The sequence below is a fragment of the Streptococcus mitis genome, assembly GCF_002096815.1.
Taxonomy (GTDB): Bacteria; Bacillota; Bacilli; order Lactobacillales; family Streptococcaceae; genus Streptococcus; species Streptococcus mitis_AD.
Map to the genome: position 1 here is coordinate 170063 of NZ_NCVJ01000017.1, position 12193 is coordinate 182255.

At 42.4% G+C, this 12193-nt stretch carries 11 protein-coding genes; 4 read left to right on the forward strand and 7 right to left on the reverse strand.

All coding sequences use genetic code 11. From position 1 onward, the window contains the following. Nucleotides 1-86: 86 nt before the first annotated feature. Complete coding sequence (locus tag B7696_RS02785; protein ID WP_000494451.1) at nt 87-1931, forward strand: APC family permease; 1845 nt, start codon at nt 87-89, stop codon at nt 1929-1931. Nucleotides 1932-2219: 288 nt separating this feature from the next. Here B7696_RS02785 and B7696_RS02795 read toward each other — a convergent pair whose 3' ends face one another. The 4 genes from B7696_RS02795 to B7696_RS02810 all read right to left on the reverse strand — a co-directional run bounded on the left by B7696_RS02795 (nt 2220) and on the right by B7696_RS02810 (nt 6266). Next, nucleotides 2220-4184, reverse strand: a complete 1965-nt coding sequence (locus B7696_RS02795) for a peptide ABC transporter substrate-binding protein (RefSeq protein ID WP_084862008.1) — start codon at nt 4182-4184, stop codon at nt 2220-2222. Nucleotides 4185-4322: 138 nt separating this feature from the next. Further along, nucleotides 4323-4457 carry a 50S ribosomal protein L34 gene (gene rpmH, locus B7696_RS02800; RefSeq protein ID WP_000831905.1) on the reverse strand — a complete coding sequence of 45 codons (135 nt, stop codon included), beginning with the start codon at nt 4455-4457 and terminating at the stop codon, nt 4323-4325. A gap of 144 nt (nt 4458-4601) precedes the next feature. Continuing rightward, complete coding sequence (locus B7696_RS02805) at nt 4602-5816, reverse strand: pyridoxal phosphate-dependent aminotransferase (protein ID WP_000666474.1); 1215 nt, start codon at nt 5814-5816, stop codon at nt 4602-4604. Nucleotides 5817-5972: 156 nt separating this feature from the next. After that, nucleotides 5973-6266, reverse strand: a complete 294-nt coding sequence (locus B7696_RS02810; protein ID WP_023947049.1) for a hypothetical protein — start codon at nt 6264-6266, stop codon at nt 5973-5975. 160 nt (nt 6267-6426) lie between these two features. Here B7696_RS02810 and B7696_RS02815 point away from each other — a divergent pair, with 160 nt between their 5' ends. After that, entirely contained in the window at nt 6427-6879 is a 453-nt protein-coding gene (locus B7696_RS02815) for a universal stress protein (RefSeq protein WP_024058091.1), read from the forward strand. Between the two features lie 230 nt (nt 6880-7109). Here the strand turns inward: B7696_RS02815 and B7696_RS02825 are convergent, their stop codons facing one another. After that, on the reverse strand, nt 7110-8501 hold the full coding sequence (locus B7696_RS02825; RefSeq protein WP_084862011.1) for a Cof-type HAD-IIB family hydrolase: 1392 nt from the start codon (nt 8499-8501) through the stop codon (nt 7110-7112). A 65-nt stretch (nt 8502-8566) separates the two neighbouring features. Here B7696_RS02825 and B7696_RS02830 point away from each other — a divergent pair, with 65 nt between their 5' ends. Further along, nucleotides 8567-9529, forward strand: a complete 963-nt coding sequence (locus tag B7696_RS02830; protein WP_023947043.1) for an asparaginase — start codon at nt 8567-8569, stop codon at nt 9527-9529. A gap of 51 nt (nt 9530-9580) precedes the next feature. On the opposite strand, the gene ccpA is transcribed toward B7696_RS02830, so the two are convergent. Continuing rightward, a complete protein-coding gene (ccpA, locus tag B7696_RS02835) occupies nt 9581-10591 on the reverse strand; it encodes a catabolite control protein A (protein WP_001090628.1) in 1011 nt (336 codons plus the stop codon). 237 nt (nt 10592-10828) lie between these two features. On the opposite strand from ccpA, the gene B7696_RS02840 reads away from it, so the two are divergent. After that, entirely contained in the window at nt 10829-11146 is a 318-nt protein-coding gene (locus B7696_RS02840) for a DUF960 domain-containing protein (RefSeq protein WP_000886037.1), read from the forward strand. A gap of 193 nt (nt 11147-11339) precedes the next feature. Here B7696_RS02840 and folK read toward each other — a convergent pair whose 3' ends face one another. Further along, entirely contained in the window at nt 11340-12152 is an 813-nt protein-coding gene (gene folK, locus B7696_RS02850; RefSeq protein ID WP_084862013.1) for a 2-amino-4-hydroxy-6-hydroxymethyldihydropteridine diphosphokinase, read from the reverse strand. Between the last annotated feature and the right edge of the window lie 41 nt (nt 12153-12193).

The window sequence follows — 12193 nt, forward strand, 5'->3', positions numbered from 1 at the left end:
TTCTAAAATCCATCGTCGTCTCTTGACGCTATTTTCCCAAAGCAGTATAATAGCACTTATTGAAATTTTCAGAAAAGGAAAATACAATGTTTACAAAATTAAAACAGACCTTTATCGGTCGTCCTCTTAAGTCCTTAACAGAAGGCGAGGGAGGTCTGCTGGGAAAAATGCAGGCCTTGGCCATGTTGTCAAGCGACGCTCTATCTTCCATTGCCTATGGGCCTGAGCAAGTAGTCCTCGTCTTGGCTAGTCTCTCTCCTCTTGCGATATGGTGGAGTCTTCCTATCGGCCTCTTTGTCCTCCTACTCCTAGCTAGCCTGACCGTCTCCTACCGTCAAATCATCCATGCCTACCCTCAAGGAGGAGGGGCCTATATGGTTACTCGAGAAAATCTATCTCCCGAACTTGGCTTAATTGCTGGAGGTAGTCTGCTGGTTGACTACATGCTGACTGTGGCGGTATCGGTGTCATCTGGAGCCGATGCTATCACAGCAGCTCTCCCTGCTCTCCACCCTTACAACCTCCACATTTCCATTTTTCTAGTTTGTTTGCTTATGCTCTTGAATTTACGGGGCTTAAAAGAATCTGCCAGTTCACTGATGATTCCTGTCTATCTCTTTATCATCAGTACTGTCTTTCTCTTGCTCTATGGAATCTTTCAACTAGTAACTGGTTCTCTCAGCTATCAGGCAACTTCTCCTATCGGGCATGCTGTACCGAGTCTGTCTATCGTTCTCATTCTAAGAGCCTTTACCAGTGGTTCTGCCTCTCTGACAGGGGTTGAAGCTATTTCAAATGCCGTTCCCTTTTTCAAGGCTCCGAAAGAAAAGAATGCAGCTCAGACCTTGACCATCATGTCACTGATTTTAGGTTTTCTGTTTGCTGGTATTACCTTCCTAAACTACTGGATGGGAATTATGCCGCAACACGGAGAAACCATCCTCTCACAGATGGCTCAAGGTATCCTTGGTAATTCCTTCTTAGGCCACCTTGGCTATTATACCTTCCAATTCTCCACAGCCTTAATTTTGGCCGTAGCTGCAAATACCGGCTTTTCGGCCTTCCCTATGCTAGCTTACAATATGGCTAAAAACAAATACATGCCCCATCTCTTTATGGAAAAAGGAGACCGCCTAGGCTACTCTAATGGAATTTTAACTCTGGCATTTGGGGCTATGATTCTTCTTCTCATTTTTAATGGCAATACCGAACGTTTGATTCCCCTTTATACTATCGGGGTCTTCGTTCCCTTCGCCCTATCTCAGACTGGGATGATTCGCCATTGGAAAAAAGAAAAAGGGACAAATTTCTTAAAACCTGCCCTTGCCAATATCCTTGGAGCCATCATTTGCTACGCTATCGTGCTGATCCTGCTCTTTTTCCGTCTCAGTGATATCTGGCCTTTCTTCCCGATTATTCTCGTACTCACCCTACTTTTCTTGGCCATTCACAGTCATTACCAAAAAGTGGCCCAACAACTACGTCTCTATGAAGGCATCGAAAAACGTACCTACGATGGCAATCTTGTCCTCGTCCTAGTAGGAAATGTCACCCGAGTTAGCGTCGGAGCCATTAACTACGCTCAAAGTATCGGTGATGAAGTCTTAGCCATGCACATTTCTACTAAGGAAACAGCAGAGAAAGACCAAGAAATTCTCCAAGAATTTGCCGATTACTTCCCAACCATTACTCTGAAGAACATCAAGACCAGCTACCGCGACATCATCACCCCTACTGTCAAGTATGTCAAACGAATCTCTGAGGATGCCCAGAAAAAGAACTATACAGTCACTGTCCTGGTACCCCAGTTTATCCCTAATAAACCTTGGCAAAATATCCTGCACAATCAGATGAGTCTTAAACTCAAATACGCCCTTCGTTGGCACCAAGACGTCGTTGTCGCTAGCTACTCTTATCACTTAAAAGAATAAAGAAAAGGCCCTACCAGAAGCAAGAAGCGTCTGGTAAGGCCTTTTTCTGAATTCAGCCACTATGCTTATACTCAATGAAAATCAAAGAGCAAACTAGGAAGCTAGCCGCAGGCTGCTCAAAGCACTACTTTGAGGTCGTAGATGAAACTGACGAAGTCAGCTCAAAACACTGTTTTGAGGTTGCAGATAGAACTGACGAAGTCAGTAACCATATATACGGTAAGGCAACGCTGACGTGGTTTGAAGAGATTTTCGAAGAGTATTAACTGAAAAGCATGACTAGGAATATTATTGAATATGGTTAGCTAAATCTTCCTGAGCTTTTTTATTTGACTCAGCTTTTTCTTTCAGCCATTTTTCATAGAGTTCTTGATACTGTTTAGCAGTGACTGGCTCTTTTTGCAATTCAACATATTTGTAGTTGTCAGCATTTCCCTTATGACCAACGAATGAGAATGGGCCTGTAAACGGTACAGTCTTACGGAAGATTGGGTTAGCTCCACCACTTTGAACTGGTAGGAAGAGGGCACTATCTGTCAACCAAGCTTGGGCTTCAGCATATTTTTCATAGCGAGCTTGAGTATCTGTGATTTCCGCATCAGCCTGATCCAAGAGTTTCTTGTAGTCAGAAAGACCAATCTTGTTCTTGACTTCCTTGTCTTTTCCTTCAGACAAGCCCATGTTTTTCAACTGAGAACCTGTCTCTGGATCAAGAATAGCTAGGTAAGTCTTAGGATCTGAGTAGTCTCCACCCCATCCTGAGATGTCGATATCGTAGTCTTTTTGTTCTGCTGTATCTGCAAAGTAGGTTGCCTTGTCTTTTTCATCTGGAGAAAGTTGGATAACATCGATAACTACATTCTCCTTACCAAGAGTTTCTTCTACTGTTTGTTTGAAAGAGCCAGCCTGTTGCACATCTAATTTGGCAGTCTGGTCAACTGGCATATCCAAATGAATTGGGAAGGTTACTCCTTGAGCTTGCAGACTTTCTTTGGCCTTGGCAAACTTCTCTTTGGCCTTTTCAGGATTCAAGAAGGCTTGCTTACCATCGTTTAGGTTGATATTTGCCCAATCTTTACCGTAGTTGACAATTTTCTCATTGACAATGTCACCGAAGTTCTTATCACCAACTTGAACAAAGTTACTTGGTGTAATCGTATTACGCAAGATACGGTCTGCTCCATCTTCACCATTTGTCTGCGCTGCATAGGCATGACGGTCAAAGGCAAAGTTGATAGCCTGACGGAAATCTTTATTTTGCATAGCTGCGCGTGAATCCGTCTTTTCCTTATCAGACTGTTTCATAGTCTGCTTGTAGCTTTGACGATTCACGTTGAAAAGATAATAGAAAGTAACTGAGTTTTGCGGTGTGTAGGTAATCTTGTCCTCATTCCCCTTCTTGAGTTCAGCAAAGACTGAACTTGTTGGGAAGATACGGCCATCAGTATAGTTACCATCCAAGAAACCTCTAGCAATGCTGTCTTGGTCAGAACCGTCAAAGAAAGAGAGTTTCACTTTCTCGATTTTAACATTGTCCTTATCCCAGTAATTAGGGTTTTTGTCAAGTTCAATCAAAGATTTGGATGTGAATGATTTAAATAAGTAAGGACCATTTGACAAGATACTTGATGGTGTCACACTTCCAAAGTCATCTCCCTGAGACTTCAAGAAGGCTTCATTTACAGGACTAAGGATACTTGCTGTTGTTTTAGAGTTCCAATAAGTCTCAGGTTGGTTGAGAGTGTATTGTAGCGTGTAATCATCCACTGCCTTAACACCAACAGTTCCAAAATCAGATGATTTCCCTTCAACATAGTCTGCTAGTCCCTTGATAGAGTCTTGAACCAAGTACAAGTTCTCAGCTTTTTTATCAGCAGCATACTTGAGACCAGTCACAAAGTCATGAGCGGTTACATCCGCATACTCTTCTCCTTCAGAAGTGTACCATTTAGCCCCCTGACGGATTTTATAAGTGTAAGTCAAACCATCTTTTGACACGGTCCATGACTCAGCCATAGAGGGAATGAGATTGCCATACTGGTCATTTTCCAACAAACCATCAACCAAGTTGGTTGTGATGCTAGATGTAGAATCTCGTGTAGAGGTAATATAATCCAAGGTATCAGGGTTGCTGACAAAGATATAAGAGTATGTCTTGTCTGCATTGCTTGATTGGGATGACCCGCATGCCGCTAGAGCTAGACCTGCTGTCAAAGCCATAGCTCCAAAAAGCATAACTTTTGATTTCTTCATGATTATTCTCCATTTTTTACAGTATGTGAAATATTATACACTATTTGAGCAAAAATATAAAGCCTTTTTGAACTTTTTTACAAAAATAAAAATCAGTAGACTCGAGTTCCTACTGATTTTTGTTATGGTTCGTTTGGATTATGCAGCCAAAACTTTGCGTCCTTTACGACGACGAGCTGCCAATACGCGACGACCGTTTTTAGTTGACATACGGTTACGGAATCCGTGTTTGCGCGCACGACGAAGTTTACTTGGTTGATAAGTACGTTTCACGATGAATACCTCCTCATAGATTTTGTATTCGTTTAGCCGGCTATAAAGTGATCAGTTACTAAACATACTTTACTATTCTATCTGATTCTTTCACTTTTGTCAATAGCTCTAGGCAAATGTTTCCAGCTTTTTCGAATGTAAGCCCTATCTACGATACTGTTTCAAGAAACGAGTCATCTTTTCTTGGATTTGGGCTAGTTCATCAACACGAGGAAGGTAAACGATACGGAAGTGGTCTGGTTCCTGCCAGTTAAAGCCTCGACCATGAACCAAGAGAACCTTTTCCTGCTTCAAGAAATCAAGGACAAACTGTTCATCATCATCGATACGGTACATATTGCGGTCGATTTTAGGGAAGATATAGAGTCCAGCCTTGGGTTTAACGGCAGACAAACCTGGAATATCTTGAATGGCATTGTAGATGAAGTTTCTTTGCTCGTAAATTCGTCCACCTGGAAGGAGCAATTCATCAACTGATTGGTGACCACCCAAGGAAGTTTGTACGACTTGTTGGGCCAAAACGTTAGAGCAAAGACGCATATTGGACAGCATATTGAGCCCTTCGATATAGCCTTTAACATGTGTCTTAGGTCCAGACAAGACCATCCAACCTACACGGAAGCCAGCAATACGGTGGGATTTTGATAAACCATTCATGCTGACACAGAAGACATCTGGTGCCAAGCTCGCCACAGGCGTATGCACGTGTCCATCCATGACCATGCGGTCGTAAATTTCATCCGCAAAGATAATCAAATCATTTTGACGGGCAATCTCAATAATTTCCAGCAAGAGTTCTTTAGGATAAAGGGCTCCAGTTGGGTTGTTTGGATTGATAAGGACGATTGCCTTGGTATTGGAAGTGATTTTTGACTTGATATCGTCAATATCTGGGTACCATTCTGCAACTTCATCACAGATATAGTGAACGGCATTTCCTCCAGCTAGGCTGACAGCCGCTGTCCAAAGAGGATAGTCTGGCATTGGCACCAAGACCTCGTCTCCATTGTCCAAAAGCCCCTGCATGGACATGACAATCAACTCACTAACACCATTTCCAAGATAAATATCATCAATATCTACATTTGGGAATTTCTTCAGTTGACAATACTGCATAATAGCCTTACGGGCTGAGAAAATCCCCTTGGAGTCAGAATATCCTTCACTATCACGCGCATTCATAATCAAGTCATGAATGACCTCATCTGGCGCTGTAAAGCCAAATTCTGCTGGATTTCCTGTATTCAGACGTAAAATCTTTTCTCCATTTGCTCGCATCCGCATGGCTTCTTCCAAAACAGGGCCACGGATATCATAAGCAACATGCTCTAACTTACTAGACTTGTTATATTCTTTCATCTTGTTTCCTCAATTCATCAGGATAGTAACATTATACCACTAGAAAGAGAATGCGACAAGTTTACTGAAATGTGTTACTAGTTTCGTATAGAAGAAAAACCTCGCTAAAAGCGAGGTCGAGACAGGGGAGATAGCAGGTATTTTGCGAAAGTCACATTACATACCAAAAGATAAACCTAGAAAAAGCAAGCCTAAAAAGGAGTCATAAAGAAGATTGAACATGAGGAAAAGTCCCCATATCATCAAGTAATCCCAACGCCCACTTCGTTTTGCAACTAGGAATAAAATTAGATGGTAGAGTACATGAAAGACTAAAAAACCTATAAACCCTGGATAAAGAAGCGGTACCAGACTCTCTAATTGCCAGACCATGATAACTTCTAGCAAGACTGAAACTAGGATGATTCCATAATAAAGGAAATTTGATTTTTGAAAAGCGTTTTTCATCATTCTCCCCCCTTCACTTCTTTCCTGCTATCCTTTCTTTTATTTTATCATATATTTATATAGATTTTAAGCGCTAATATTCTTTTAAAAAATACCTTTTTTGCTTTACTTCTATAGTGAAAAGGTTTACAATTATAGTAAGAAAATTTCAGGAGGTTTCATTATGGCACAACGTTACCAAAATATCATGGTCGCAATCGATGGTTCTAAAGAAGCGGACTTGGCTTTTGTCAAGGGAGTTCATTCTGCTCTACGAAACGACGCTAAACTCACCATCGCACATGTCATTGACACACGCGCTCTCCAAAGCGTATCCACCTTTGATGCTGAAGTTTACGAAGAACTCCAAGTCGACGCTGAAAGTCTGATGAAAGAGTACGAAAAACGTGCAAGAGATGCTGGTGTGGCAGATGTTCATATCGTCATTGAAATGGGAAATCCAAAAACCCTCTTGGCACGTACTATTCCCGATGCTGAGGAAGTGGACCTCATCCTTGTTGGCGCAACTGGTCTCAACGCCTTTGAACGCCTCTTGGTCGGCTCTTCATCTGAATACATCCTCCGCCATGCTAAGGTTGATTTGCTGGTTGTGAGAGAACAAGAAAAAACCCTATAGTCACGAAGAAAAGGAGCTCAGCGCTCCTTTTTGTTTACTATTTATACTCTTCGAAAATCAAATTCAAACCACGTCAACGTCGCCTTGCCGTATATATATGTTACTGACTTCGTCAGTTCTATCTACAACCTCAAAACAGTGTTTTGAGCTGACTTCGTCAGTTCTATCTACAACCTCAAAGCAGTGCTTTGAGCAGCCTGCGGCTAGTTTCCTAGTTTGCTCTTTGATTTTCATTGAGTATTATTTCTCTCTTTATGGCGTTCGTAAGCCTTGAGCTGGCGCTGCAGTTCCTTTTTAATAGCAGGTTCTGGAGCATATTTTTCTTCCCAATCATCTGGTTTTAAGATTTTATGGGTCACTGGATCAAAGTGAGCCTTGCCATCTGGGAAAATTTTCCCCATATTAGCCTGATGGACGATATCAAAAATACGTTCTGGGTCCACCCCCATCAAGACAAAACTACCGTAGGTAAAGTAAAGCGTGTCAATCAGGGCATCTACCTGACCTATCAAATCTTGCTGAGCAGGCGTCTTCTTAGCCACTTTATCGGCCGCCTTATCAAGAGCTTGATGAAGTTGCGATAGAGCTTGACCAAAGTCCTCTTCAGAAGGACTGGCAGCTCGAACAAACTCTACCAATTCTTCTATTTTAAAGCCAGCCCTGTGGGTTGCACCTTCTAAATCCCAAGCTCGAGGTTCTTCTTGGGTCCGTTCATCCATCATGTGGTGGAAGGTCTTGACCTTATTGAAATGATAATCACGGCTGACAAAGACTTTTTCTGAAGCCAAAACACCAAAATGTTCCAGTGCCTTGTGGATTCCGTCTTGTTGATTGCTAGTGGTAATGTGCTTGGCAACTTCCTTGACACTGCTACTACCATTTCCCATAGCAACCGACATCCCAACGCCTGCCAGCATTTCAAGATCGTTATCGGAGTCACCAAAGGCCATGACTTGGTTGAGGTCAAAGCCATATTCTTTTCCAACTCGGCGAATACCTTCCAATTTAGAGTTTCCTTGATTGATGACATCCGCTGCAAAAGGATTGCTACGTGTCAATTTCAAATCTTCAAAATCAGCTGCCGCCTTCTCAGATTCTTCTGGCGTCATCAGCATCAAAACTTGGTAGATAGGCTGATTGATCAGATGAAGCAGATCTTCTTCCTTTTGGGGAACAACCTTGCTGACCATACGATTAAAGGAATGACTCACCGTCCGAGTTAAAACAGAGGGAACGAAGCGACTGATTCGTTGGGAAAAAGAACCCAAACCAAAGGACATGATTTTAGAACCTAACATGGCATCCTTGGTCCCTAGAGCAATCTCCTTACCCTCTTTTTTAGCATAAGTAATGAGCTGGCGCAAATGTAACTTGGAAATAGGGCTCGTAAACAAGACTCTGTCTTTATTAAAGATATACTGGCCATTGTAAGTTACCGCAAAGTCCAGATCCAAATCGTCCATCAATTCCTTAACAAAAAAAGGTCCTCGACCTGTCGCTACGCCGACAAGTACCCCTTGCTCTTTGACGATTTTAATCGCGTCCTTAGTGGATTTCAAAACACTCTTGCGATCGTTGACCAAGGTTCCATCGATATCAAAAAAAACCGCTTTGACTTCCATCCTATCCCAATCTCCCCTTTTGTGATACAATGATTATACCACATTTCAGAAAGAGTGAGTAAATCATGCCTAAGAAAATCCTTGTTTTACATACGGGTGGGACTATTTCCATGCAAGCCGATGCTTCTGGCGCTGTTGTGACGAGTTCAGATAATCCCATGAACCATGTGTCCAATCCTCTTGAAGGAATCCATGTCCACGACTTGGACTTTTTTAACCTGCCAAGCCCTCATATCCAACCCAAGCATATGCTGGCCCTCTACCAAAAAATCAAAGAGGAAGCTGCTAACTACGATGGAGTGGTAATCACACACGGGACCGATACTTTAGAGGAAACAGCCTATTTCCTTGATACCATGGAAGTTCCCCATATGCCTATCGTTCTAACAGGGGCCATGCGTAGCTCTAACGAACTCGGCAGCGACGGTGTTTATAACTATCTGAGTGCTTTACGGGTGGCTAGCGATGACAGGGCTGCGGACAAAGGGGTTTTGGTTGTTATGAACGATGAAATCCATGCTGCCAAGTATGTTACCAAAACGCATACGACCAACGTCGGCACCTTCCAGACCCCAACACATGGGCCACTTGGTCTGATTACGAAGCGGGAAATCCTCTACTTCAAAACAGCTGAACCTCGTGTTCGCTTTGACCTTGATCACATACAAGGATTGGTCCCTATCATCTCGGCTTATGCTGGTATGACAGATGAGCTAATTGATATGCTGGATTTGGAACAATTGGACGGTTTGATTATCCAAGCCTTCGGGGCTGGTAATGTTCCCAAAGAAACGGCTCAAAAATTAGAAAGCCTTCTGCAACAAGGAATCCCAGTCGCCCTTGTTTCACGATGCTTTAACGGTATTGCGGAACCTGTTTATGCCTACCAGGGCGGGGGCGTGCAGTTGCAAAAATCTGGTGTCTTCTTTGTTAAAGAACTCAACGCCCAAAAAGCCCGCCTAAAGCTCCTCATTGCCCTCAATGCCGGACTAACAGGACAGGCTTTGAAAGACTATATGGAAGGGTAAGTCTCTTCTCTAAAAACAAATCAGGAAATCTTCACGATTCCCTGATTTTTTCTATTTACGTTTTCGTGTTGAGCGGCGTTCTGTCAAACCATGAGGTAAGAGAACTTCACGTTCTTCCAACTCTTCCTTGTGCATAATCTTAGTCAACATACGCATACTAATAGCACCAAGGTCATAAAGAGGTTGGGCAATAGTGGTCAAGTTTGGACGAGTAAAGCGAGAGACCTGTGAATCATCACTAGTAATGATTTCAAACTCTTCTGGTACTGACACACCCTTATCAGCAAGGCCGTTCAAGACACCTGCTGCCAACTCATCACCTGTTACAACTGCTGCAGTTGCATTTGATGAAATCAAGCGTTCTGCCAAGGCATAGCCATCTTCATAAGTGTATTTAGACTCAAATACCAATCCTTCGCTATAAGAAATCCCTGCTTTTTTCAAGGCTTCCTTGTAGCCAACCAAACGAACCTTACCATTGATATCATCCACTAGTGGACCGCTAACGAAAGCAATGCGCTCATTTTCTTTAGCAAGGTAGGTTACTGCATCAATCGTTGCTTGTTTGTAGTCAATATTGACACTTGGAAGCTGATGTTCTACATCCACAGTTCCTGCAAGAACAACTGGTGTTCGAGAACGAGAAAACTCTGAACGAATTTTTTCAGTCAAGTGGTACCCCATAAAGATGATACCATCCACTTGCTTAGAAAACAGGGTATTGACAACTGAAACTTCCTTATCATCATCCTCATCACTATTAGCAAGAACGATATTATACTTGTACATTTCAGCAATATCATCAATCCCTTTGGCAAGCGTTGAGAAATAACCATTGGTGATATTTGGAATCACGACACCGACAGTAGTTGTCTTTTTACTTGCAAGACCACGCGCCACGGCATTTGGACGGTAATCCAAACGATCAATCACCTCAAGCACTTTTTTACGAGTATTCTCTTTTACATTTTTATTGCCATTAACTACACGGCTAACCGTCGCCATTGAAACCCCTGCTTCACGGGCGACATCATAAATCGTTACTGTATCGTCTGTATTCATTCCATTTCCTTTCTATATCATACCTCACGAGACTCTAAAAAAGAGACGGTATGAAAATTTCGTTTTCATGATTCTACTTATTCCATTTTATCACTATTTGTAAACACTTTCAAGCTTTTTTTGAAGATTATTTGAAAAAATTTCATAGGAAGCTATGTTTATGAAGAAAAAATCACCTTTTCTTGATTTTTAATCCTATTTGCTGTATGATAATGGAAAAGAAAGGGGGGCAGAAATATGGCTTTTACCAATACCCAGATGCGGTCGGCTAGTTTTGGCATTGTTACCAGCTTGCCTGATGATGTTATTGACTCTTTTTGGTATATCATCGACCACTTCTTAAAAAATGTCTTTGAATTGGAGGAGGAACTCGAGTTTCAATTGCTCAATAACCAAGGAAAAATTACCTTCCACTTTTCAAGTCAACACCTCCCTACAGCCATTGATTTTGACTTTAACCACCCTTTCGACCCTCTTTATCCCCCGAGAGTCTTGGTTTTAGACATGGATGGTAGAGAGACTATCCTCCTCCCAGAAGAAAATGACCTATTTTAATACTCAAGGAAAATCAAAGAGCAAACTAGGAAGCTAGCCACACCCTCAAAGCACCGTTTTGAGGTTGCAGATGAAACTGACGAAGTCAGTAACCATATATACGGTAAGGCGACGCTGACGTGGTTTGAAGAGATTTTCGAAGAGTATAAAAACTCTAGTCTTCAGTTACAAGTAACTGAAAACTAGAGTTTTTCTATTTTTTCAAAGCATCATACAAGTTGCGAATAGGTTGCTTTAATGTCGGATGGATAAAATGAGGCGCAATTTCTTGTAGAGACTCAAGAACAAACAGGCGTTCTGCTATGTAAGGATGGGGCAAGATGAGGTCGTCTGTGTAAATGGTCTGGTCCTCCACAAAGAGTAAGTCCAAATCAATCAAACGAGGTCCCCAATGCACTTCTCTCACCCGTCCCATTTCTGCCTCAATAGCTAACAAGGTTTCTAACAAGACTGGTGCTGGTAGCCAGGTTTCCACCTCAACCACTTGATTAGCAAAGCTATCTTGCTCCACTCCACCCCAAGGCTCCGTCGCTAAGACACTGGACTCTTTAAGAATATGGATGCCACGAGCTCGCAGTTTGTCAATGGCTTGCTCCAAGTTTGCTTGCTTATCCCCCATATTGCTTCCTAGGGCGATAAAGGCCCGTTGCTTGCGGCGATGGATGGTCACCGAACAAGTATCTAGTGGCAAATGCACTGGCGCCCAAGGCTTTTTCAATTCCAACTCAATCTCTTGGACAAGAGGATAAGCCTCAAAGGTACGTTCTACCAATTTATAGGCTACCGTTTCAATCAGGTCCTCAGTTGTTTCCTGAAACCAAGACGTCCACTGCTGACACAATTCTCCGTAATGGACAGAGGCTGTCAAATCCAAGTCTGTAGCCGCCTTGGTCATATCATAAGATAAGATGGCTGAAACGACAAACTTCTGCCCCAATTCTTTCTCACTAGGAAAAAGACCATGATAGGCAAAAATTTCCAAATCCTTAATCTGTAGTTGATCCATAATGATTCCTTTCTAGAAAAATCCGCCCAAAGCGGATTTTT

Excerpts from the sequence above, each read along its gene's own strand:
- folK (WP_084862013.1), bottom strand. The coding sequence starts at position 12,152 with ATGGATCAACTACAGATTAAGGATTTGGAAATTTTTGCCTATCATGGT.
- B7696_RS02805 (WP_000666474.1), bottom strand. The coding sequence starts at position 5,816 with ATGAAAGAATATAACAAGTCTAGTAAGTTAGAGCATGTTGCTTATGAT.
- B7696_RS02785 (WP_000494451.1), top strand. The coding sequence starts at position 87 with ATGTTTACAAAATTAAAACAGACCTTTATCGGTCGTCCTCTTAAGTCC.
- B7696_RS02830 (WP_023947043.1), top strand. The coding sequence starts at position 8,567 with ATGCCTAAGAAAATCCTTGTTTTACATACGGGTGGGACTATTTCCATG.
- B7696_RS02795 (WP_084862008.1), bottom strand. The coding sequence starts at position 4,184 with ATGAAGAAATCAAAAGTTATGCTTTTTGGAGCTATGGCTTTGACAGCA.
- ccpA (WP_001090628.1), bottom strand. The coding sequence starts at position 10,591 with ATGAATACAGACGATACAGTAACGATTTATGATGTCGCCCGTGAAGCA.
- B7696_RS02825 (WP_084862011.1), bottom strand. The coding sequence starts at position 8,501 with ATGGAAGTCAAAGCGGTTTTTTTTGATATCGATGGAACCTTGGTCAAC.
- B7696_RS02815 (WP_024058091.1), top strand. The coding sequence starts at position 6,427 with ATGGCACAACGTTACCAAAATATCATGGTCGCAATCGATGGTTCTAAA.
- B7696_RS02810 (WP_023947049.1), bottom strand. The coding sequence starts at position 6,266 with ATGATGAAAAACGCTTTTCAAAAATCAAATTTCCTTTATTATGGAATC.
- B7696_RS02840 (WP_000886037.1), top strand. The coding sequence starts at position 10,829 with ATGGCTTTTACCAATACCCAGATGCGGTCGGCTAGTTTTGGCATTGTT.